Origin of the sequence: Saccharopolyspora gloriosae (assembly GCF_022828475.1) — a bacterium.
Taxonomy (GTDB): Bacteria; Actinomycetota; Actinomycetes; order Mycobacteriales; family Pseudonocardiaceae; genus Saccharopolyspora_C; species Saccharopolyspora_C gloriosae_A.
Map to the genome: position 1 here is coordinate 2,369,954 of NZ_CP059557.1, position 20,942 is coordinate 2,390,895.

Here is a 20,942-nt window from a genome sequence, read left to right on the forward strand (position 1 = left end):
AGATTCGAGGTTCTCGCGCGATGGTCACCACTGAATCCGCTGCGACCCGGCAGGGGCGTTCGCCACTGCTGACCGGACGTCGCGGCTGGGTGCCGCAGCTGTCGGTCTACGTGTTCATCCTGGTGCCGTTCCTGGCGTTGCTCGCTGCGGTGCCGCTGGCGTGGGGCTGGGGGCTGAGCTGGTGGGATCTGGGGCTCGCCGCCGGTTTCTACGTCATCACGATCCTCGGTGTGACGGTGGGTTTCCACCGGTACTTCACGCACGGCGCGTTCCGCGCGAAGCGCTGGTTGCGGATCACGCTGGCGGTTCTGGGCAGCATGTCGGTGCAGGGGCCGGTGATGCACTGGGTCGCGGATCATCGTAGGCATCACGCCTTCTCGGACCGGGAGGGCGATCCGCATTCGCCGTGGGCGTACGGCACTTCGCCGATGGCGTTGGCGCGCGGGTTCTGGCACGCGCACATGGGGTGGGTCTTCGAGCGGGATCTGACGAACCGGCAGCGGTTCGCGCCGGACCTGATGGCGGATCGTGACATCGTGCTGGTGCACCGGCTGTTCGGGCCGTTGACGTTGCTGACGCTGGCGTTGCCCGCCGTGGTCGGCGGCGCGGTGACCGGTACGTGGTGGGGAGCGTGGACGGCGTTCTTCTGGGCGGGCCTGGTGCGGGTGGCGTTCCTGCATCACGTGACGTGGTCGGTGAACTCGATCTGCCACATCATCGGTGAGCGCCCGTTTCAGAGCCGGGACAAGGCGGCGAACTTCTGGCCGCTGGCACTGCTGAGCATGGGTGAGTCCTGGCACAACCTGCATCACGCCGACCCGACGTGCGCGCGGCACGGCGTGCGGCGCGGGCAGATCGACATCTCGGCGCGGTTGATCTGGATTTTCGAGCGTTTCGGCTGGGCTACGCATGTGAAGTGGCCGACGCCGCGCAGGCTGGCACGGCTGAGCAAGGGCGCCGAGGACTGAGCGACCGGTCGCATTCCCGGTCCCGCGCGTTGGGATTGGCCGCCGGAGTTGTTGACACCCTGTTCGTGGCGGTGTTGCGATGGTTTCGTGCTTCCGGCCCTGTTCACCAAGCGACGTCACGTGGATCTGCTGCGTGTCGTTGCACAGGGGTGTCGTCCCAGCAGTTGAGCCGGTTTTCGCGTGCCGTCGCCGCAGGTGGGCTCTCACCCCTGCAGATGTCCATTGTGGACTTCGCTGGTTCTTCGGCCGCGTTCCGGTCTGATTCCGCTCGAATCGGCCACATTCCGTGAGGAGAACGCGCGTGTCCACCGTCCTGGTCATCTCCGGCAGTCCTTCGAAGACTTCGAAGACCGAACGCGTCGCCGACCACCTTGCCCGCAGGCTCACTGCCGTGGGGCGCCAATCCGATCACCTGCGGTTGCGGACGTTGCCCGCGGAACCGCTGCTGGGCGCCGACACGTCGGCACCGGAGATCGCTGAAGCGAGCCAGCAGGTGCATCGCGCCGACGGCATCGTGCTGGCCACGCCGACCTACAAGGCCGCGTATTCCGGGCTGTTGAAGGTGTTCCTGGATCTGCTGCCGCAGTTCGGCTTCAACGGCAAGGCGGTGTTGCCGCTGGCCACGGGCGGCAGCTTGGCGCACGTGCTCGCCTTGGATTACGGGCTGCGCCCGGTGGTGAGCTCGTTGGGCGCACGGCACGTGGTGCAGAGCTTCTTCCTGATCGACAAGCACCTGACGGTCACCGGTGACGACCTCACGATCCACGAGGACAGCTCCGGCCCCCTCTCGGACGTGCTGGAGCAGTTCGAAAAAGCCCTCGACGGCGTTCCGCACGGAACGGCTCTGGGGCGCACCGCCTGATCTGCCCGTGAGCTCGTCGCCCCGTTCGCCGCATCGGCGGACGGGGCGCTCGCTCGTGCACCCGGAAACGGCCGCTGGCCAGGGCATTAGGATCAGAGTCCTTATGAGCGCCACACTCGTCGCGAAGGAGCTCGCCGCTGGTCACGGCGAGCGAGTCCTGTTCTCCGGTTTGGACCTCGTCGTCGCACCCGGGGACGTGGTGGGCCTGGTCGGGGTGAACGGCGCGGGCAAGTCGACGTTGCTGCGGATGCTCGGCGGTCTGCTGCCCGCCACGGACGGTTCGGTGCGGTTGAGCCCGCCGACCGCGACGGTGGGGCACCTGCCGCAGGAACCGGATCGGATTCCCGGCGAGACGGTGCGCGGTTTCCTGGAGCGGCGCACCGGTGTCGCGGCGGCGCAACGAGATCTGGACGCGGCGACGGAGGCGCTCACCGAGGAACGTCCTGGCGCGGACGACGAGTACGGCACGGCATTGGAGCGCTGGCTCGCGCTGGGCGGCGCCGACCTGGCGGAACGCTCGGCGAGCGTCCTCGCCGAGCTGGGCTTGGAGGTCGCGCTCGACCAGCCGATGACGAGCCTGTCCGGTGGGCAGGCAGCCCGCGCGGGCATGGCGTCGCTGCTGCTGAGCCGCTACGACGTGTTCCTGCTCGACGAGCCCACCAACGACCTGGACCTCGACGGCTTGGAGCGGCTGGAGCGGTTCGTCTCCGAGCTGCGCGCCGGAACCGTGCTGGTCAGCCACGATCGCGAGTTCCTGGCCCGCACGGTGACCCGAGTCGTGGAGCTGGATCTCGCTCAGCAGCAGGTGCGCGCGTTCGGCGGCGGTTATGCCGCGTACCTGGAGGAGCGGGAGGTCGCGCGCAGGCACGCGCGCGAGGACTACGACGAGTACGCCGACACCCGCGCGTCGCTGGAGGCGCGGGCGCGTTCGCAGCGGTCGTGGATGGAGAAGGGCGTGAAGAACGCCCGCCGCAAGGCCACCGACAACGACAAGGTGGGCCGCAAGTTCCGCAGCGAGGCCACCGAGAAGCAGGCGTCGAAGGCCCGCCAGACGGACCGGTTGATCGAGCGGCTCGACGTGGTGGAGGAGCCGCGCAAGGAGTGGGAGCTGCGGATGAGCATCGCCGCCGCGCCCCGTTCCGGTTCGGTGGTGGCGACGCTGCACGGTGCGGTCGTGCACCGGGATTCGATGACGCTGGGGCCGGTGGATCTGCAGATCGACTGGGCGGATCGGGTGGCGATCACCGGGGCGAACGGCGCGGGCAAGTCGACGTTGCTGGCGGCGCTGCTGGGCAGGCTGGAGCTCGACGGCGGACGCGGTTCGCTCGGGTCCGGGGTCGTGGTCGGTGAGGTCGACCAGGCGCGCGGGTTGTTCTTCGGCACGGAGGCGCTGCTGGACGCGTTCGGCGCGCAGGTCCCGGAGTGGCCGACGGCGGAGGTGCGCACGCTGCTGGCGAAGTTCGGCCTGCTCGCCGCGCACGTGCTGCGCCCGGCGGACACGCTTTCACCTGGTGAGCGCACGCGGGCCGCGTTGGCGTTGTTGCAGGCGCGCGGAGTGAACCTGCTGGTGCTGGACGAGCCGACGAACCACTTGGATCTGCCTGCGATCGAGCAGTTGGAGTCGGCGCTCGCGTCGTACGAGGGCACGCTGCTGCTGGTCACCCACGACCGCCGGATGCTCGACGCGGTGCATGTGGGCCGCCGCCTCCACGTCGCCAACGGCCGCATCATCGAATCCTGACCCGGCGCCGCCGTTCAGCTGAGCCTCCGCCACCACTTCCACCGGTCGAATGGGCCTCTGACTCCACGGGGCTGGTCAGATCACCGGTCGAATGGGCCGTTGACCCGGTGTCGGCGTGTGGTGGGGCAACTCGGGTCACATTGACAGTGGTGGGGGGCTTTGTTCGGATGGACGGGTGTTGTTGCCGCTGCTGACCCGACGTCGTCACGTGGATCTCGTGCGCGTCGCGGCGCAGGGCTGTCGTCGCTGACGTTCGGTTCCGCCGAGACCGGTTCGCCGTGACTTCCCGGCTTCGTGATCCCCTGGCGATCGCGACCGCCCGAACTTGATCCCGGCCGGTGGTCGACCACCTGCGCGCAGAACCTGCTTCCCGTGATCCGGGAGTCGAAAACGGTGGCCGCGCAACCGAAATCGCTCGGTTTCGCAGCGGGACGGCGGGCGGTGATCCGCTCGACCGAGGTCCTGCGGGCTGCGGACCGCGATCTCGCTAAGCCACGCCGAACTCCCGGACCCCGCGCCGAACTCCCGAATCCACTGCCCGCTCATCCCCGACGCACACCTCGGAGAAGTCTGATGTCGCTCACGTTCCACTGGTTCCTGCCCACCTACGGCGACAGTCGTTACCTCGTCGGCGGTGGTCACGGCGTCGCGACCTCGACCGCGGCGGGAGCACGACCGGCCACGTTGCAGTACCTGGGCCAGATCGCGCGCAGCGCCGAACAGCTCGGTTTCGAGGGTGCGCTGACGCCGACGGGCGCGTGGTGCGAGGACGCGTGGCTGTCCACGGCGATGCTCGCGGAATCCACGGAGCGGCTGAAGTTCCTCGTCGCGTTCCGCCCCGGCCTGCTGTCGCCGACGTTGGGCGCGCAGATGGCCGCGACGTTCCAGCGGCACTCGGGCAAGCGGCTGCTGCTCAACGTCGTCACCGGCGGGGAGAGCCACGAGCAGCGCGCCTACGGCGACTTCCTCGACAAGGAGGGCCGCTACGCGCGGTGCGACGAGTTCCTGCACGTGGTGCGCGCGTTGTGGCGCGGTGAGCGGGTGGACTTCAGCGGCGAGCACGTGCAGGTGGAGGGCGCGGAGCTGACGCGCACGCCGGATCCGGTGCCGGACATCTACTTCGGCGGTTCCTCGCCCGCGGCCGGAAACGTGGCCGCGAAGCATTCCGACGTGTACCTGACGTGGGGCGAGCCGCCCGCGAAGGTCGCGGAGAAGATCGCGTGGATCAAGTCGCTGGCCGCCGAGCAGGGCCGCACGCCGCGCTTCGGCATCCGGTTGCACGTGATCAGCAGGGACACCTCGGAGCAGGCGTGGGCCGAGGCGCGGCGGCTGCTGGACGCCATCGACCCGAAGACGATCGAGCAGGTGCAGAGCGGCCTGAACCGCAGCGAATCCGAGGGCCAGCGCCGGATGCTGGACCTGCACGGCGGTTCCACGGCGGACCTGGAGATCTACCCGAACCTGTGGGCCGGTGTCGGCCTGGTGCGCGGCGGTGCCGGGACGGCGCTGGTCGGCAGCCACGAGGAGGTCGCCGCGCGCATCGAGGAGTACGCCGCGCTCGGCTTGGACGAGTTCGTGCTCTCCGGGCACCCGCACTTGGAGGAGGCGTACTGGTTCGGCGAGGGCGTGCTGCCGATCCTGGAGCGCAAGGGCCTGTGGAGCCACCCCGGCAACCCGGAGCGGCCGGCGGGCCAGAGCATCCCGTTCGCCGGTTCCCCAGAGCCCGCGGCGGCTTCCTGAGCGGATTCTCCGCGATCCGCGATGATTTTCGCGGTCGCACCCGGTGTGGGCCGGGTGCGACCGGAGATCCCGCCGCTGCCTGCCGCCGTCCGGGGCAGAACCGGCGTGGCAGCGGCGGGACCGGTTCCGCCCGGCCCGTGTCGGGGTCGGGACCGGGCGGGTTCCCGGCTCGCTCGGAGGAGGCGGGGAGAGCCGCGAACCGGGAGTTCTTCGCGCCGTAGCGCGGAATTCAGGCGATGAAAGTCGGCAGTGCGCCCGTTGCGGACGGGCAGAGCGCGCGGCCTAGGTGCCCGGCGTTCGGGCGGGTCCGGCGCAGGTGCGCCGGGCCGTGTACGAGGTGCCCGCAGACGCAGCGCAGCGGTCCTCGATCAGACCGCTGGAGACGATGCCATCGTCCGTCGCTGGGGCCGCAGGCCCACGGCGCACCGGTCTCGCGGATGATCCGGAGCAGCGCGAGCGGGCGCGGCGGCGCAGCGACTCCCGCGCACAGTCCGGGCAGGATGCCGCACAGCGGGTCGCAGCTGTCCGGAGCAGCCGCCCGCACAACGTTTTCCGGCGCGAACCGGGTTCGATCATGTGGACCACGCCGCCCGGCGTGGTGGATGAGTACCAGTCCATCCATGCCCACCTCCTCGCACTGTCGGTAGCGATGCTTAAACTCTCCGTGTCAGCTAGTGACTTGTAAGCTAGCGGCTAGTCGCTAGCCTCGATAGCCCCCTGATCGGGCGAAAGTTGAGTGGCGCATGTCGAACGCAAGGCAGATGACGCTGGGCAAGCTGATCCGCGATCTGCGGAAGTCGGCCAAGGTGACGGTGCAACAAGCCGCCACCCATCTGGACTGCTCGGTCGCCAAGATCGGCCACTGGGAGCGCGGTCTTTACAAGACCAACCGCAGCGAGCTGGCGGACCTGCTCGCCATGTACGGAGTTGACGAAGAGACGCGAGAACGTGCCGAAAACCTGCGGCGTGAGGCGGCGAAAACACAGAAGGACTCAGAATGGTGGGACCCGTTCGACCTGCCGAAATGGTTTTCGCCGTTCGTTGGATTGGAACAGGAAGCGATCGAGGTGTTCACGTTCGAACTCGGGATCATTCCTGGTCTGCTGCAAACGCGCGACTATGCACGCGAGATCCACAAAGCGGGACGGATGACGTTCGGTGAGGGGCAGATTGAGGACTTGGTGGAGCTGAGGGCGCGGCGGCAGGAACGGCTGTCCGATGATGATCCGCTGGTGGTGCGGGCGGTGATCGCAGAGGAGGCGCTGCATCGGCTGTGGGGCGACGCTGGTGTGATGAGTGAGCAGCTGGACGCCCTGCTGAAGCACGCCGAGCGGGACAATGTCGTCATTCGAGTGTTGCCATTCGCGGCGGGTGCTCACCTGAGCCCGCAGGGCTCGTTCGCGGTGCTCCGGTTCCCGGCGAACACAGCCGACATGGCATTCATTGACACTCCGTTGAGCGGTCGCATTGTGGACAATTCAAGGGATACCTCGGAGCTGTCCAGGATGTTCAGTGAATTGCAGCATTCCGCTTTGAGTGCCGATGAGTCATTGGCGCTTGTGCGTACACTGTCCGACGGGTTTCGTTGTCGTCAGTGAGGAGTCGACCGTGTCCGACACGGACTGGAAGAAGTCGTCGCGAAGCGCGCAGGCGAGTAACTGTGTGGAAACCGCCAAAAGGGGTGGATTTCCGGCAATTCGCGACTCCAAGGATCCGGCGGGGCCGTGGCTGCGGTTATCCGATGAGGTGTTCGGCCGGTTCGTCCAAGGGGTCAAGCTGGGCGAGTACACGGGGCGCTGAGTCGTGAAGCGCGCCGCTTCCGGATCTCTGGGGCGGCGCGCCGCCACCTCCACCCCAGGCTAGCAAGCTAGCGCTGCCTGATACTCTCCGTGATTACTAGATCACGAAAAGTGATAATCGCGGGTGAGAAGGGTCGTGTGATGGCGACGTTGCCGTGTGTGTGGCACTACGAGGAGGCGCACGACCTCACGTTCCGCTGGGGGCGCAAGGACGGCTACATCGCGGTCCTCAACGGTGATCGCACCTACGAACACCACGATCACGGCCTGGTCGCCCGAATCCCGGTCGCCGCCGCCTGGGTCAGCGGCGAGGACATCAGGAACAAAGCCCGCCGCTGGACCCGCGCGAACCGCTGACCCGGCGCCGCGTCACCCCGTGGTGTCGAAGTGCAGGTCCTCCCGGCGGATGAGCAGGGTGGCGACCGTGCCGATGAGGCCGGTGAGGACCAGGTAGCCGCAGGCCAGCCACGGGGTGCCGCCGCCGGCGGCGAGCAGTGCGGTCACGATCAGCGGGGTCAGGCCGGACGCGTAGATGCCGGAGAACTGGTAGATGAACGACATCCCCGTGTAGCGCAGCCGCACCGGCGAGAGCTGCGCGTACAGGGTGCCCTGCGGGGCGTAGATCACCGAGTGGATCACGCCGAGCACCAGCACGATCACCACTCCGGTCAGCAGCGGGCTACGCGTCTGGAACGCGAGGAACGCCGGGTACACCGAGAGGGCGAACAGCCCCGAGCCCAGCGCGTACAGCGCTCGTGGCGAATGCCGGTCGCCGAGCCTGCCCACGAAGGGGATCAGCACCGCGAGCACCAGCGCCGCCGCCATCACGCCGATCAGCACGTCGTTGCGCGGCAGGCCGAGCGTGCCGGTGGCGTAGGTCAGGAAGAACACGGCCCACGTGTTGAACGCGGCGCCCTCCGACCAGCGCGACAGCAGGCCGAGCAGGGTGTTGCGGCGGTTCACCCGCTCCCGGAACAGTTCGAAGAACGGGATGCGCGCGGTGCCTTGCAGCGCCCGCATCTGCTGGAAGGCAGGGGTTTCCGCGACGCGCAACCGGATCACCAGGCCGACGACCACCAGCACCAGGCTCAGGCCGAACGCGATTCGCCAGCCGTAGCCGAGGAACTGCTCGTCGTCGAGGACGTTGCCCAGCAGCGCGAACAAGCCGGTGCCCAGGCCGAGTCCGAGCGCGAGCCCCACCTGCGGCCACGAGCCGTACAGCGAGCGCTTGCCGGGTGGCGCGTACTCGACGGCCATCAGCACCGCGCCCGCCCACTCGCCGCCGATCGCCAGGCCCTGGAACAACCGCAGCAGCACCAGCAGCAGCGGAGCCCACATGCCGACCTGCTCGTAGGTGGGCAGCGCGCCCATCGCCGCCGTCGCCAGCCCCATCACGATCATGGTCGTGACCAGGGTGCGCTTGCGTCCGATGCGGTCGCCGATGTGTCCGAACAGGATCCCGCCCAGCGGGCGGGCGACGAAACCGACGAAGAACGTGGTGAACGCCAGCATCGTGCCCACCGTCGGATCGGCGGTGGGGAAGAACAGCTTGTCGAACACCAGGCTGGCGGCGGTGCTGTAGAGGAAAAAGTCGTACCACTCGACCGTCGTGCCGATCAGGCTGGACGTGATGACGGTGCGGACGTTCTTCTCCGACGAACCGTGCTCGGCCGGTTCGGTCACGGTGGTGCTCATGTAGTGGAAGCTCCTGGCTGCGGTGGGGGAACGCTGGGTCAGGAGCCCGGACAGCTCGCCGACGCCACCCGCAGCAGATCCACGTGGTGACGCGTCGTGAGCAGAACCGTTCGCACGCGGCGACGTTAGGAACGCGCCCCGGCGCTGTCAACGATTCCGTGTCCACGACCACCTGCTGGGACGCGGGTTGCGAGTGCGCCGCGTCGTGTCGATCGCCGCGGCGCATGGAAGTCCATAGTGGACGATCAATGTGGCGGATTGCACGTTCTGTGACGGTAACTTCCCGCATCGGTTGCGCGACGATGTGTGTGGAACAGGAACGCGCGGAAGGGGTTCGACGTGGCTGCCGACCGACCGGAGAGTCGGGCAACGGACAATCGTGATCACAGCGGCAGTGCGCCGCCACCGGTCACCCGAATGGCCGCCACGCCGGCCGGCACCGGGCCGCCCTCCGCCCCGCCGGGCTCCGGGAGCAGGCAGGCGTGGTTGATCTGGGGCGCCGCCGTGCTCACCTACCTCGCCGCCGTGTTCCACCGGGGCACGCTCGGCGTCGCGGGGCCGCTCGCCATCGAACGCTTCGAGGTCGGTCCCGCCGCGCTGAGCGCGTTCACCGTGCTGCAGGTCGGCATCTACGCAGCCATGCAAATCCCCACCGGGCTGCTGGTGGACCGCTTCGGCTCGCGGCGCATCCTCACCGCCGCCGTGCTGCTGCTCGGTTGCGGGCAGCTGCTGTTCGCGCTCGCCACGTCCTACCCGATGGGGCTGCTGGCCCGCGGCGTGCTCGGTGTGGGGGACGCGCTGACCTGGGTGAGCATCCTGCGGCTGGTCGCGACCCGGTTCTCCGCGCGCCAGTACGCGCTGGTCGCCACCGTCTCCGCCGCACTGGGTGCGCTCGGTGGCGTGGCGGCGACGTTCCCGTTGACCGCGCTGCTCGGCGCGCTCGGCTGGACCTGGACGTTCCTGCTGGTCGGCGCGATCACCGCGGCCTACGCGGCGGTGACGGCGGGCGTCGTGCGCGACGTTCCCGGCACCACCTCGGGCGGGCAAGACGCCGGGGAGATCCTGCGGAAGGTGCGCTCGGCCTGGGCGATCCCCGGTACGCGGCTGGCGTTCTGGGCGCACTTCGGCACGATGTTCGTGCCCAACGCGCTGAGCCTGCTGTGGGGCTACCCGTACCTCGTCGAAGCCGTCGGCGTGCCCCCGGCCACCGCGAGCGTCGTGCTCAGCCTCCTGATCATCGGACAGGTCGCGGGCGGCCCGTTCGTCGGCGCGCTGATCGGGCGGTTCCCGGCGTGCCGGATGCCGATCGTGCTGGGTTACCTGGCCGGGAACGGGCTGGCGTGGCTGGTGCTGCTGAGCTTCGCGCGGCCACCGCTGGCCGTGGTGTGCGCGGCGTTCCTCGTGTTCGCGATGGGCGGTCCGGTCTCCAGCATCGCGTTCGCCCTGGTGCGCGACTACAACCCGATCAGCCAGGTCGGCACCGCCACCGGCATCGCCAACGTCGGCGGCCACAGCGCCACCGCGCTGAGCGTGCTGTCCGTGGGGCTGCTGCTGCAGTTGGCGGGCGACTATCGCGTCGCGATGCTGGCACTCCTGGCGTTCCTGCTGCTGAGCGTGTTCCGCACCGCCGTGTGGTGGCGCCGCACCCGCGCGGCCGTGCTCACCGCGCAGGACCGCGGCGACCCGGTGCCGGTGCTGGTGCGCCGGAGGCGCTGGGACCTCGCTGAGGAGGCGTCGGCTCCGGTCGCGTAGCGCGCTCGACCGGCGCACCCGAACCCGCGTCAGGTGAATGTCCCACTTGCCCGGGGCGGATTCTTGTGGTGGTCGCAACGCCTGATGGTTTATGTGGTGGTGAGTAGATCACGGAGGCGTTGGGCTGGGGTGTGCCAGCCGAGTGTTTTGCGTGGTCGGTTGTTGAGTTGTTGGGCGACGTGTTCGAGGTCTTCGGGGCTGTGGATGCGGAGGTCGGTGCCTTTGGGGAAGTATTGGCGCAGGAGTCCGTTGGTGTTCTCGTTCGTTCCGCGTTGCCAGGGTGAGTGGGGGTCGCAGAAGTAGACCGGGACTCCGGTGGTGATGGTGAACTGTTTGTGTGCGGCCATTTCGCAGCCTTGGTCCCAGGTCAGGGAGCCGCGGAGGTGTTCGGGCAGGGTTTTGATCAGGGGGATCAGGACGTCGCGGACGGCTTCGGCGGTGTGTCTGCCGGGCAGGTGTCCGAGCAGGACGTAGCGGGTGGAGCGTTCGACCAGGGTCACGATCGCGCTTTCGCTGCGGGTGCCGACGATCAGGTCGCCTTCCCAGTGGCCGGGCACGGCCCGGTCTTCGATCTGTGGTGGGCGTTCGGAGATCATCACCATGTCGTCGAATCGGGGCGTGCGCTGTTCGGGGCTGCGGTGTAGTGCGCGGCGGGTGCGTCCGGTGCGCAGCGCGTCGGCGAGTTCGCGCCGTAACCCGCCTCGTGCCTGGATGTAGATGGCTTGGTAGATCGTTTCGGGACTCACCCGCATGCCTTCGTCGTCGGGGAACTCGGTGACCAGAGCGTGACAGATTTGCTCTGGTGACCATCGTTGCTGCAGGCCGGCGGTGACGTAGTCGCGTAACGGGCCGTGTTGGGCGAGTTTGGAGGCCTTCGGGCGTGCGCGGCTGGCGGCCCATGCCCGCTGCGCCCGGTGCGGCTGATATTCGCCGGCGACGCTGCGGTTGTCGATCTCGCGTTTGACCGTGGAGGGCGACCGGCCCAAAACACGCCCGATCGCCCGCAACGACTCGCCCTGCCGCCACAAGTCAGCGATCGTTTCCCGTTCCGTCACCGTCAAAAACCGGGGGTGCAGCTCAGCTTCGACCACCGCCAACGACAACACTGATCCACTAGTCACAGCGGTGTTGTAGTCGATCCTGTGCCCGTCCGGGTGCACCCGGGCATCACCGATCTTGCGGATCCCCCGATCCCAATCAGCGGCAGTGCGCACATGCACCCCGACCCGTGCCGCAGCATCCCGCCTCGACACCCCGGACCCACGCAACTCGTCGTAGACCGCCCGGCCGGGATGCCCACGCCTGCCCGGTTTCCCACGACCACGAACACCCGCCCTCTTCGCCCACCCGAACGCCGTCGCAGGAGCCACCCCGGCCACCCGAGCAGCACCCGCAATACAGCCCCCTTCACCCTCCAACACCTCGAAAAAACACGCCTTCAACCCCGCAACAACCACGACCCCCACAACCCCTCAAATCCAAGGCGTTGCAAGGACCGCTAGAACCCGCCCGGTGTCACCGGTCACAAGGGGACATTCACCTGGTGACGCCAGTGGAGCGCATGGCCCGTTCGACCGGTGGGGTCGGAGGAGGCGTTCACCCGGGAGGCTCCCCGGTGAGGTCGTCGGGGTTCAGCCTCGGGGCGTGGCGGTTTCCTGGAGGGTGGCCCAGCCGGGTTCGAGCTGCGACCACGATCCGGTGCCGCTGAGGACCGCGATCTCCGCCGTCTTGAGCTCGTGCGGTGCGCCGGTGAGGACCGCGACCAAGTCTTCGAGACCGGGGTTGTGGCCGACGAGCAGCGCGGTCTCCGCCTCGTCGGGGAGCTCGTTGAGCACCGCGATCAGCTCACCGGCCGACGCGCCGTAGAGGCGCTTGTCGTGCCGGGTCTCGGCTTTGCCGGTCACGTCCGCGATCAGCTGCCACGTGCGCCGCGCCCGCTTGGCGGGGGAGCACAGCGCGAAACCGATGTCGGGTACCCGCTCGGCCAGCCACCTCCCCGCTTCCGGAGCGTCCCGTTCGCCGCGTTCCGTGAGCGGGCGTTCGAAGTCGTCGACGTCGTCCGGCCACGCCGACTTCGCGTGCCTGCACACCACCAGAGTGCGTGTCATCGCCACCGTTCCTCATCGTCGTACCGTCCAGGGTAGTCGGCGCAACGCCGTTCGGCGCGCCTCTTTGATCTTGCTCGGTGCAGGACCGGGCGGAACGTCCCGATCGGCCGGACCGCGAAGGACGATCCGGATGAGGTGCACGGGCGGAGCAGCCGGTTCCGCGCCGACGTGGTGCGCCGTGCCTTCGAGCCATCCCGCGCAGCGTGATCGGGGCGGCCGCGCTGCCGAGATCCGCGCAGGCAGCCGCTCGCCGACCCGGCGAATCCGGCCACCGGGTTCCTGCCGGAGGCTCACGCCGTGAACCTTCATCGCGGAACCCGGCGCACCAGGACGGTCAGGCGTTCCCGAGCCGCACCGGGAGGTGCTGGGGACCGTTGGAGATGAACGACTCCGCGGACTTCAGCTCCCCGGCGGGCACCGCCAGGCTCAGCTCCGGGAAGCGGTCGAACAGGGCGGGCAGCGCGATGTGCGCCTCCAGCCTGGCCAGCGCCGCACCCAGGCAGAAGTGCGGGCCGTAGCCGAACGCCAGGTGATCCCGGGCGCCGCGCCGCGCGTCGAAGACCTCCGGTGCGTCGTAGTGGCCCGGGTCGCGGTTCGCCGCCGCGTACGAGGCCAGGATCGCATCGCCTTCGGCGATGACGGTGCCGTCGGCGAGCTTGATCTCCGTGGTGGCGAACCGCAGCGGCACGTTCGCCAGCGCGGGCTGCCAGCGCAACGTCTCCTCCACGACGTCGTCCCAGCTCAGATCGCCCGCCCGCAACGCGGCGCGCTGCTCGGGGTGCGTCGTGAGCGCCACGACCGCCTGCCCGAGCAGGTTCACCGTCGTCTCGTGCCCGGCGCCGATCATCAGGATCAGCGTGTCCGCGAGTTCCCGTTCGCTGAGCCGGTTCTGCTCCTCGTCGCGGGCCGCGAGCAGCCCGCTGGTGAGGTCATCGCCCGGGTTGTGGCGCTTCGACTCGATCAGGTCGGTGAGGAACCGCCCCATCTCGACGGCCGTCGCCGCCGTCTCCTCCGGAGTGGCCGACGTGCGGAACACCTCGTCGACGATGTGGCGCAGCTTTCCGGCCAGCTCGGCGGGCACCCCGAACAAGTCGGTGATCACCGCGATCGGCAGCGGATACGTGAACGCCGCGCGCAGATCCGTCGGCTCGTCCGAACCAGCCAGCTCGTCGAGCAGCTCCGCCGTGATCTGCTCGATGCGCGGGCGCAGCGCCTCCACCCGGCGCGGCGTGAACGCCTTCGAGACCAGGCCGCGCAGTCGCGTGTGCTCCGAGCCGAACGCGGTGAACATGTTGTCCACGCCCACCCAGGAGATCAACGGCCAGTCACCCGGCACCTCACCGTTGATCCACGCCGGCCAGTGCTGCCGCGGATCCTTCGACACCCGCGGATCCGCCAGCAGGCCGCGCAGCTCCCCGTGATCCGTGACCACCCACGCCGGAATGTCCCCGGGCAGCGTCACCAGGGCCGCGGAGCCGTGCGCGCGCAACCGGTCGGCTTCCCCGTGCACGTCGGCACCGGCCGGATCAAGAGCGGCTACGGGGCACTGTGATGGGGGCATTCGGATCCTCCTGTGGCGGGTTCGGCGAGAGTGGTCACCGCTGGGAAGCGCACCGGAAGGGCCGTCAAAGCCCGGTGGAAAGGCCCCGGCCGCCACTGCAGCGGTTGCTGATCATCCAGCTCGACTTCGGGAACGTAGTCCAAAAGCGTTTCCAGCGCCACGGTCGCGATCAAGCGCGCGGGCCTGCTCGCCGGGCAGGTGTGCGCGCCCGCGCTGAACGCGAGATGAGCCCGGTTCCCGGCCGGAACCGGGCCGTTGGGATGCAGCGCCGGGTCCGTGTTGATCGCCGCCATGGAGATCACCACCGGCTCGTCGGCGGGCAGCGCCACCTGCCCCAGGTGCAACGCGTGCCGCGGATAGGTGATCGCGTAGTTCGTCAGCGGCGTGAACCGCCACAGCACGTCGTCGAGGGCCTCGTCCAGCGCGACGCTGCCGGTGGCCACCGCGTCGGCCACCCGGTGCTCGGTCAGCAGCAGGTACAGCGCGTTCGCGATCCAGTTGCCCAGCGGTTCCGCGCCCGCGCCCATCGTGACGATCAGCTGGTGCACGAGCTCGTCGTCGTCGAGCCCGTGCGGGTGCTCGATCATCCGGGTGGTGACGTCGTCGCCGGGAGTGGCGCGCTTGTAGCGGACCAGGTCGGCGACGCTCGTCTCCAGGTACTGGTTCGCCAGCTGCGGATCGGTGCCGTCCCACAGCGCGGCGATCGCGGCGACCATGTCCTGCGCGATCTCCGCAGGGCAGCCGAACATCTGCTGCAGCACCAGCAACGGCAGCTGCGCCGCGTACTCGCCGAGCAGATCCGCGTGGCCGCGGCCGGTGAAACCTTGGATCAGGTTGATCGCGCTGGACTGCACGAATCGCCGCAGCTGGGCCGGTTTCACCGCGGCCAGGCTGTTCTCCACCGGCGGGCGCAGCCGCGCGTGGCGCTCACCGTCGGCGAACAACGTGTTCGGCCGCCACGACATCATCGGCAGCACCGGGGAGTCCGGGGGAGCGATGTCCTGCCAGCGGCGCGAATCCTTCACGAACACGTGCGGACTGCGCAGCACCTGCAACGCCGTGTCGTAGTCCACCACCAGCATCGCGGGCACGTCCGGCGCCAGCAGCACCGGCACGATCGGCCCCCGCGCGCGCAGCTGCGAGTACACGTCCTCCGGGTTGGCGGTGAACTCCTCGCCGTAGAGCGGGACTCGGCCGTGCTGATCGAGGTGGCCAGGGGAAAGGGCGGTCATGGTGGACTCCGTGTTGCAGCTTGCAGGGCGGCCTGCGTAGTGGGTCGGGTGGCGGAACCTCAGTTGCTTCCTCGCCGCGGGATCTTTTTCCCGAGCGGCTCCGCCATGAGGGAAAAAGCCGTCCTCGCGGGGAAGCCACTGAGAACCCGGCGCGGTGCCGGTTGCTCTAGCTGGTCACCGCTCATCGGCTTCGCCGCTGACAAGACGACGACCAAAAGACCATTCCGCCCGGGACCGCGAAGAATTGTGTTGCGGCGAGGGGAATTCGCGGGTGCGCCGGTGACCGCGCGGCGCCCCTCACAGCCGCACCGTCGGATCCGCCGCGTGCCTGCCCGCCGACGAAGCGGCCAGCACGTGCTCGACGAGTTCGATCATGACCCGCGCGCAGGACGCCTCATGCCGCACGTCGCACACGGCGACGGGCGTGGCCGGATCCGGGTCGAGCGCTTCCCGCAGCTCCGCCACCGTGTGCACCGGAGCGTCGTCGAACGCGTTCACCGCGATCGCGTACGGCAAGCCGAGGTCCTCCACGCGGTCCATCACCTCGAACGAATCCGCCAGCCGCCGCGTGTCCGCCAGCACCAGCGCGCCCAGCGCGTTCCTCGCCAGCGTCCGCCACAGGTACGTGAACCGCTGCTGACCGGGAGTGCCGAACAGGTACAGCACCAGCTGATCGTTGAGGGTGCGGCGCCCGAAGTCCAGCGCCACCGTGGTCGTCGACTTCGCCGGTGTGAGCCGCAGATCGTCCACGCTCTCGCTGGCCGAGGTCAGCGACTCCTCGGTGTGCAGCGGCTCGATCTCCGACATGGTGTCGACGAAGGTGGTCTTGCCGACCCCCGCCGGGCCGACCACCAGGATCTTCGCCGAGCGCCGCACCGTCGGGGCCACGTAGGCCGACTCAGGCGGAAGTGTCCAGGCGGCGGAGTCCATTGAGCACCTCCTGCAGCAGGTCCGGGCTGGGAACCGACGACGGGCGTTCCGTCGAGGCCGGTATCAGGTAGCCCTCATCGATCAGGTCGGACACCACGACCAGCGTGACCGTCAGCGGCAGCCCGGCGTGCGCGGCGACTTCGGCCACCGCCAGCGCACCGCCTTGCGCCACCTGCACGATCCGGCGGCGATCCGGGTCGAGCTCGGACATCGTGCCGCGCGCCACGGCCCGCACCAGCGCGGCGGGTTCCATCTGGTGCTCCGCGTGGGCACGTCCCCGCGTGAGCACGTACGACCGCACCAGGTCCGACTCCCGCCGATGCGGCCCCGGGCTCACGTGTGCCGCCCGGCGGCGGTACGCGCAGCCGTGCCCATCTCTTGCCCGAGGCGCTTGGCCGTCACCTGCATTTCGGTCGACACCACTCCCAGATCGGTGTCGGCGTCGGTCACGAGGACCAGATACGACTCCTCGCCGAACGGTTGCAGCAACTGGTAGCCCTGCGAGTGCTGCACCAGGACCTGCTCGAAACCGGTGGTGGGGTAGCCCAGCGGTTCCATCCCGTGCCGGGCGCAGGCTTGCAGCGGGGAGCTGACCGCCGCCCACCGCTCGGCATCGGCCTGGTCGAGGCCGGTGTTCTTGACCAGGAGCATCCCGTCACCGGACACCGCGATCGCCGCCCGGATACCGGACTGCTCGACGAGGTCGTCGAGCACCCAGCTCCGGTCGGGTTTCGGAGCCGTCGGGGCCGTCTCGGTCATGCGTCTGCATCCCTTCTGGAAATGGACGTGTTCGCCGCATCCGACTGCTCGGAATCGGGCAACGCCTGCGCGGTGGCTGAGAACTCCGCGGCGGAGTTGGCGCCCGTCGCGCGTTGCAGGCCGCGCAGGCTCTGCGCGGCGTCGGCGGTGCGCCGCTGCGCCCCGTCGGCGATGGCCTGCACCGGCGCCGCGTCGCCGTCGGGCGCGGACAGATCGCCGGAGCGGGTCATGGTGCGGCGCGGGCGCTTCGGCAATCCGGCGGAGGTGGTGACGGGCTCCGCCGGTTCGGGCTGGCGGTGGCGGGGCGCGGGCTCGCTGACCGGCTCTCCGAACGTGGCGGGCTCGGGGACGAACGAGCTCGGCTCGGCTGCGAACGCGACGGGATCGGCCTGCTCCGGCGTGGCTGGGGTCGCTTCGCCACCGGGCGTGGGCTGCGGGTTGAGCGTGGTCAGCAGGGTGTGCGGCACCAGCAGGACCGCGCGCAGCCCGCCGCGGCTGGACGCGGCGTCCAGCCGCACCGTGAAGTCGTAGTTCGCGGCCAGCACGCTGCACCCGGCCAGCCCGGTGCGCGGCGGATTGCCCAGCTCGGTCAGCTCGATCTCGGAGGCGCCGCGGGCCAGCAGGGCGTTCGCCTGGTGCAACGCGTCCGGCGGCATGCCCACTCCGCCGTCATGGATCTCCAGCGACACCCCGTGGTACTCGGCGGTGATCATCACGTCCACCGGTGCGGTGGGCGGCGAGGAACGAGTCGCGTTGTCCAGCAGCTCCGCCAGTGCCGCGCTCAGCGGCTCCACGACCCGGCCCAGCACCGCCGTCGTAGTGTCCCGAGTGGACAGTCGGACTCGTTCGTAGTCGTGGATGCGCGACTGCGCGGCCCCGACCAGCCGCGCCATCAGTTGCGGACTGCGCTGCTGGCCCGGCGGCGAACCGCACAGCACCGTCACCAGCTGGGCGCGGCGCTGAGCCTGCGCCAGCAGATGATCGATCGGCAGCAGGTCTTCCAGCACGTCAGGGCCGTGAGAGCGCTGCATCTGGTGCAGCCGATCCGCCGCGTTGTTGGTCAGCGCAAGGATTCGGCGCATCGTGCCGCCGAGCGATTCCTGAACTCCCTGCACGACATCGCGCCGGAACACCTCGTCCGGCTGTGCGGTGAGCGGGGCCTCCAGCACCGGCGCCGGCGGCTCCGGGGGCAGTGCCTGCTCCGGAGGCGGCGGCTGCATCGGCTCGGGCTGCGCCGGTGGCGCGAGCGCGGCCGTCGACCACTGTTCGATCTCCTTGTGCTGTTGGCGCAACCGAGCGCTCAACAACGCCACCGCGGCCCCGAGCAGCACGACCAGGACAACCAGGCCGCCGAGTATCCACCCTGTCGTTTGTTGCATCGCGTCCTCACCCATCCCGCGCCACCGCACGGGTCCTCGGCCGTACCAGCCGGCACGTGGCACTGCGTACGCAGCGCCACGGCGCACGCGGGCCACCGTAGCGAATGTTGATCACATTGCGTACTCTTGGTCGCTTTGGCGACGTTCCGCGGGAAAATTGTGATAGGCGCTACTCCGATGGGCCTATATCGGCATTGCGCGGAATGCCCGTATCTGCTCCGGGCGTAGCGGTCTCGCGTTCGGGGAGCGGTGGCGGCGCCGTCGTCGAGCGAGCTGTGGCGGCCCTTCGCGGGGTGTTCGCCCGAGTCGGCGTGATCACGGATCGAGTCGGATCGTGCGCGTCCGGTGTCCGGGCTCGGCGGGCGGCATCGGTGCAGGTCCGCGCGTTCCAGCGGAGCCGGTCCCGAGACCAGTGGGTTGATCTTCATATGATGTTGTGAATGTCGACACCTGCCGTTCAGCCGCTGTTCTCCGGGCGCTCCGAGCCGAATCCGTACGTTCCCGACGTCAGCACCGATTGGTATCGCGGCATCGCCGGAGCCGGTGCGGCGAGCCCGGAATGGCTCCAGGTGTTCAGCGAGGTGTTCACCGAGGCCGCGATCATCGGTTTCCTGTTGATCTTCGGCTACCTGTTCTGGCGGGCGCGGCGCGATGATCATGAAATCATGGCGCGGGCCGCACTCCTGGCGCCGGTCACGGTGCTCGCCTACGGCACCAGCGAAATCGTCAAATCCTTCATCCAGGAGGACCGCCCGTGCCGCGCGGTCGCGCGCATGAGCACGATCGCCACCTGCCCCGAACTCGGCGACTGGTCGTTTCCCAGCAACCACTCCACGATCGCCGCCGCCGCGGCCGTCGCGATCCTCTGCGCCCGACCCGGCTGGGGCTGGTTCGCGTTGACCCTCGGGCTGCTGACCGGACTGTCGCGGGTGTTCGTCGGTGTGCACTACCCGCATGACGTGCTGGTCGGTTTGACGCTCGGGGCGCTCGTCGCGGCGCTGCTGCCGTGGTTCGCCGGACTGCTCGCTCCGGTCGTCGAACGGAGCCGGAGCCTGCCCACCGGGGCGTTCGCCTTCGGCCCCGGACCGGACGAGGTCCGCGAAGACGAAACGGTGCAGCTGCCCGTCGTCGACGACGCGACGGTCCAACTCCCCGCCATCCGCCGCTGACGCAGAGGCTTGGGGCCGCGAACGCGCTCAACGCCCCTGCCAGGTGAATGCCTCCTTCGCCCGATGAGACCGGTCAAAGGAGACGTTCACCTGAGGGTGCCCGTGGAGTGAATGGCCGACCAAGAGGACCGGGCGGAGGCATTCACCTTAGGTCGCCTGCGGTCGGTCAGCCGAGGGTGGCGCGGAGGGCGGGCAGCAGCTCGCGCTGCGAGAACTCGAAGAACCCGTCCTGGTGCTCGTCGCCGCCGATCTGCACCAAGGCGACATCGGTGAACCCGCAGTCGCGGAACGCGGCGACCGCTTCGACGATGGGACCCGCGTCCGGGCCGCACGGGATGTTCGCGGCCACGTCCTCGGGCCGCACGAACTGGGTCGCGGCGGCGAAACCCGCCGGTCCGGGCAGGTCGGCGTTGACCCGCCAGCCACCCGCGAACCAGCGGAACTGCTCGTGCGCGCGCTTGATCGCCGCATCCCGGTCGGTTCCCCAGGACACCGGCAGCTGGCCCACCTTGCGGTCACCGCCGTGCGCGGCGTCCCAGCTCCGGCACAGCTGCTCGTCGGCATCGGTGGAGATCATCGTCTCCGCCAGCGGCGCGAACCGGCGCACCGACTCCGGACCGGACACGGCGATGCCGATCGGCACCGGGCGAGCCGGAACGTCCCACAACTTCGCCTGATCCACCCGGAAATGCCGCCCCACGTGGTTCACGTGCTCACCACCGAACAGCGCCCGGATGATCTCGACGGCCTCCGCCAACATCTCGTGCCGCACGTGCACCGGCGGCCAGCCCTGCCCCACCACGTGCTCGTTGAGGTTCTCCCCGGCGCCGAGCCCCAGCGTGAAGCGGTCCTGCGACAGCAGCCCGATCGTCGCGGCCTTCTGCGCCACGACCGCCGGGTGGTAGCGCAGGATGGGCGCGGTCACGTACGTCATGAGCTCGACGCGCTCGGTCACCTGCGTGACAGCGCCCAGCACGCTCCACGCGTACGGGGAGTGCGCCTGCGCGTCCAGCCAGGGCGAGAAGTGGTCGCTCATCACCGCGAAGTCGAACCCGGCGGCCTCGGCGAGCGGCGCGTGGCGGACCAGTGCTCGCGGGCCGGATTGCTCGGTCATCAACGTGTATCCGATCCGAACCATGCCCCCAGGCTCGCACCGGCGGAGGTTGAACGCGCTCTGGCGGCGAGTGGTTCTGCGCGGCGGCCACCGCCCACCGCGCGGAACGGACCGGCGAAACGATCTTGCGAGT

The 20,942-nt window shown here is 69.4% G+C and carries 22 protein-coding genes; 10 read left to right on the top strand and 12 right to left on the bottom strand.

Translation table 11 applies throughout. The features are described from left to right. Positions 1-20: 20 nt before the first annotated feature. The 5 genes from H2Q94_RS10060 to H2Q94_RS10075 all read left to right on the top strand — a co-directional run bounded on the left by H2Q94_RS10060 (position 21) and on the right by H2Q94_RS10075 (position 5,311). The gene (locus H2Q94_RS10060) at positions 21-968 is read left to right on the top strand and encodes an acyl-CoA desaturase (RefSeq protein ID WP_243794195.1); all 948 of its coding nucleotides are present in this window, start codon (positions 21-23) and stop codon (positions 966-968) included. Between the two features lie 301 nt (positions 969-1,269). Next, complete coding sequence (ssuE, locus tag H2Q94_RS10065) at positions 1,270-1,830, top strand: NADPH-dependent FMN reductase (protein WP_243794196.1); 561 nt, start codon at positions 1,270-1,272, stop codon at positions 1,828-1,830. A 103-nt stretch (positions 1,831-1,933) separates the two neighbouring features. Then, positions 1,934-3,571, top strand: a complete 1,638-nt coding sequence (locus H2Q94_RS10070; RefSeq protein ID WP_243794197.1) for an ABC-F family ATP-binding cassette domain-containing protein — start codon at positions 1,934-1,936, stop codon at positions 3,569-3,571. Positions 3,572-3,746: 175 nt separating this feature from the next. Next, complete coding sequence (locus H2Q94_RS30900) at positions 3,747-3,821, top strand: putative leader peptide (protein ID WP_397545473.1); 75 nt, start codon at positions 3,747-3,749, stop codon at positions 3,819-3,821. Between the two features lie 323 nt (positions 3,822-4,144). Continuing rightward, positions 4,145-5,311: an LLM class flavin-dependent oxidoreductase gene (locus H2Q94_RS10075; RefSeq protein ID WP_243794198.1), complete on the top strand. Its 1,167-nt coding sequence runs from the start codon at positions 4,145-4,147 to the stop codon at positions 5,309-5,311. 229 nt (positions 5,312-5,540) lie between these two features. Here H2Q94_RS10075 and H2Q94_RS10080 read toward each other — a convergent pair whose 3' ends face one another. Next, complete coding sequence (locus tag H2Q94_RS10080) at positions 5,541-5,933, bottom strand: hypothetical protein (RefSeq protein WP_243794199.1); 393 nt, start codon at positions 5,931-5,933, stop codon at positions 5,541-5,543. A 139-nt stretch (positions 5,934-6,072) separates the two neighbouring features. Here H2Q94_RS10080 and H2Q94_RS10085 point away from each other — a divergent pair, with 139 nt between their 5' ends. The 3 genes from H2Q94_RS10085 to H2Q94_RS10095 all read left to right on the top strand — a co-directional run bounded on the left by H2Q94_RS10085 (position 6,073) and on the right by H2Q94_RS10095 (position 7,467). Next, positions 6,073-6,909, top strand: coding sequence for a helix-turn-helix domain-containing protein (locus H2Q94_RS10085; RefSeq protein ID WP_243794200.1), 837 nt, complete (start codon positions 6,073-6,075; stop codon positions 6,907-6,909). Between the two features lie 10 nt (positions 6,910-6,919). Then, positions 6,920-7,111: a DUF397 domain-containing protein gene (locus H2Q94_RS10090; protein ID WP_243794202.1), complete on the top strand. Its 192-nt coding sequence runs from the start codon at positions 6,920-6,922 to the stop codon at positions 7,109-7,111. A 140-nt stretch (positions 7,112-7,251) separates the two neighbouring features. Further along, positions 7,252-7,467: a hypothetical protein gene (locus H2Q94_RS10095; RefSeq protein ID WP_243794203.1), complete on the top strand. Its 216-nt coding sequence runs from the start codon at positions 7,252-7,254 to the stop codon at positions 7,465-7,467. Between the two features lie 12 nt (positions 7,468-7,479). Here the strand turns inward: H2Q94_RS10095 and H2Q94_RS10100 are convergent, their stop codons facing one another. After that, positions 7,480-8,805 (bottom strand): MFS transporter, encoded by a 1,326-nt coding sequence (locus H2Q94_RS10100; protein WP_243794204.1) that lies wholly within the window; start codon positions 8,803-8,805, stop codon positions 7,480-7,482. 38 nt (positions 8,806-8,843) lie between these two features. After that, positions 8,844-8,921, bottom strand: coding sequence for a putative leader peptide (locus H2Q94_RS30905; protein ID WP_397545474.1), 78 nt, complete (start codon positions 8,919-8,921; stop codon positions 8,844-8,846). Positions 8,922-9,222: 301 nt separating this feature from the next. Between H2Q94_RS30905 and H2Q94_RS10105 the strand changes: the two genes are divergently transcribed. Further along, entirely contained in the window at positions 9,223-10,557 is a 1,335-nt protein-coding gene (locus H2Q94_RS10105) for an MFS transporter (RefSeq protein WP_243794205.1), read from the top strand. An 89-nt stretch (positions 10,558-10,646) separates the two neighbouring features. Here the strand turns inward: H2Q94_RS10105 and H2Q94_RS10110 are convergent, their stop codons facing one another. The 8 genes from H2Q94_RS10110 to H2Q94_RS10145 all read right to left on the bottom strand — a co-directional run bounded on the left by H2Q94_RS10110 (position 10,647) and on the right by H2Q94_RS10145 (position 18,526). Further along, positions 10,647-11,810 carry an IS30 family transposase gene (locus H2Q94_RS10110; protein ID WP_243795642.1) on the bottom strand — a complete coding sequence of 388 codons (1,164 nt, stop codon included), beginning with the start codon at positions 11,808-11,810 and terminating at the stop codon, positions 10,647-10,649. Positions 11,811-12,188: 378 nt separating this feature from the next. Next, positions 12,189-12,665: a SixA phosphatase family protein gene (locus H2Q94_RS10115; RefSeq protein WP_243794206.1), complete on the bottom strand. Its 477-nt coding sequence runs from the start codon at positions 12,663-12,665 to the stop codon at positions 12,189-12,191. Positions 12,666-12,999: 334 nt separating this feature from the next. Next, entirely contained in the window at positions 13,000-14,226 is a 1,227-nt protein-coding gene (locus tag H2Q94_RS10120; protein ID WP_243794207.1) for a cytochrome P450 family protein, read from the bottom strand. After that, entirely contained in the window at positions 14,202-15,458 is a 1,257-nt protein-coding gene (locus tag H2Q94_RS10125; RefSeq protein WP_243794209.1) for a cytochrome P450 family protein, read from the bottom strand. Before H2Q94_RS10125 ends, H2Q94_RS10120 begins: the two co-directional genes overlap by 25 nt. 297 nt (positions 15,459-15,755) lie before the next feature. Beyond that, positions 15,756-16,388: a GTP-binding protein gene (locus tag H2Q94_RS10130; RefSeq protein ID WP_243794211.1), complete on the bottom strand. Its 633-nt coding sequence runs from the start codon at positions 16,386-16,388 to the stop codon at positions 15,756-15,758. Continuing rightward, a complete protein-coding gene (locus tag H2Q94_RS10135; RefSeq protein ID WP_243794213.1) occupies positions 16,357-16,725 on the bottom strand; it encodes a DUF742 domain-containing protein in 369 nt (122 codons plus the stop codon). The genes H2Q94_RS10130 and H2Q94_RS10135 overlap by 32 nt, the downstream gene beginning before the upstream one ends. Then, positions 16,722-17,147 (bottom strand): roadblock/LC7 domain-containing protein, encoded by a 426-nt coding sequence (locus tag H2Q94_RS10140; protein WP_243794216.1) that lies wholly within the window; start codon positions 17,145-17,147, stop codon positions 16,722-16,724. The genes H2Q94_RS10135 and H2Q94_RS10140 overlap by 4 nt, the downstream gene beginning before the upstream one ends. Continuing rightward, on the bottom strand, positions 17,144-18,526 hold the full coding sequence (locus tag H2Q94_RS10145; RefSeq protein WP_243794219.1) for an ATP-binding protein: 1,383 nt from the start codon (positions 18,524-18,526) through the stop codon (positions 17,144-17,146). The genes H2Q94_RS10140 and H2Q94_RS10145 overlap by 4 nt, the downstream gene beginning before the upstream one ends. Positions 18,527-18,966: 440 nt before the next feature. Here H2Q94_RS10145 and H2Q94_RS10150 point away from each other — a divergent pair, with 440 nt between their 5' ends. Further along, positions 18,967-19,695 (top strand): phosphatase PAP2 family protein, encoded by a 729-nt coding sequence (locus tag H2Q94_RS10150; RefSeq protein ID WP_243794221.1) that lies wholly within the window; start codon positions 18,967-18,969, stop codon positions 19,693-19,695. 166 nt (positions 19,696-19,861) lie between these two features. Here the strand turns inward: H2Q94_RS10150 and H2Q94_RS10155 are convergent, their stop codons facing one another. Next, a complete protein-coding gene (locus tag H2Q94_RS10155; protein ID WP_243794223.1) occupies positions 19,862-20,833 on the bottom strand; it encodes a TIGR03557 family F420-dependent LLM class oxidoreductase in 972 nt (323 codons plus the stop codon). Positions 20,834-20,942: the final 109 nt, after the last annotated feature.

Coding starts and splice junctions, on each gene's coding strand:
- H2Q94_RS10060 (WP_243794195.1), top strand. CDS start 21: ATGGTCACCACTGAATCCGCTGCGACCCGGCAGGGGCGTTCGCCACTG.
- H2Q94_RS10105 (WP_243794205.1), top strand. CDS start 9,223: ATGGCCGCCACGCCGGCCGGCACCGGGCCGCCCTCCGCCCCGCCGGGC.
- H2Q94_RS10125 (WP_243794209.1), bottom strand. CDS start 15,458: ATGACCGCCCTTTCCCCTGGCCACCTCGATCAGCACGGCCGAGTCCCG.
- H2Q94_RS10155 (WP_243794223.1), bottom strand. CDS start 20,833: ATGGTTCGGATCGGATACACGTTGATGACCGAGCAATCCGGCCCGCGA.
- H2Q94_RS10140 (WP_243794216.1), bottom strand. CDS start 17,147: ATGACCGAGACGGCCCCGACGGCTCCGAAACCCGACCGGAGCTGGGTG.
- H2Q94_RS10070 (WP_243794197.1), top strand. CDS start 1,934: ATGAGCGCCACACTCGTCGCGAAGGAGCTCGCCGCTGGTCACGGCGAG.
- H2Q94_RS10085 (WP_243794200.1), top strand. CDS start 6,073: ATGACGCTGGGCAAGCTGATCCGCGATCTGCGGAAGTCGGCCAAGGTG.
- H2Q94_RS10150 (WP_243794221.1), top strand. CDS start 18,967: ATGTCGACACCTGCCGTTCAGCCGCTGTTCTCCGGGCGCTCCGAGCCG.
- H2Q94_RS10145 (WP_243794219.1), bottom strand. CDS start 18,526: ATGCAACAAACGACAGGGTGGATACTCGGCGGCCTGGTTGTCCTGGTC.
- H2Q94_RS10100 (WP_243794204.1), bottom strand. CDS start 8,805: ATGAGCACCACCGTGACCGAACCGGCCGAGCACGGTTCGTCGGAGAAG.
- H2Q94_RS10075 (WP_243794198.1), top strand. CDS start 4,145: ATGTCGCTCACGTTCCACTGGTTCCTGCCCACCTACGGCGACAGTCGT.
- H2Q94_RS10120 (WP_243794207.1), bottom strand. CDS start 14,226: ATGCCCCCATCACAGTGCCCCGTAGCCGCTCTTGATCCGGCCGGTGCC.
- H2Q94_RS10095 (WP_243794203.1), top strand. CDS start 7,252: ATGGCGACGTTGCCGTGTGTGTGGCACTACGAGGAGGCGCACGACCTC.
- H2Q94_RS10080 (WP_243794199.1), bottom strand. CDS start 5,933: ATGGATGGACTGGTACTCATCCACCACGCCGGGCGGCGTGGTCCACAT.
- H2Q94_RS10130 (WP_243794211.1), bottom strand. CDS start 16,388: ATGGACTCCGCCGCCTGGACACTTCCGCCTGAGTCGGCCTACGTGGCC.
- H2Q94_RS10115 (WP_243794206.1), bottom strand. CDS start 12,665: ATGACACGCACTCTGGTGGTGTGCAGGCACGCGAAGTCGGCGTGGCCG.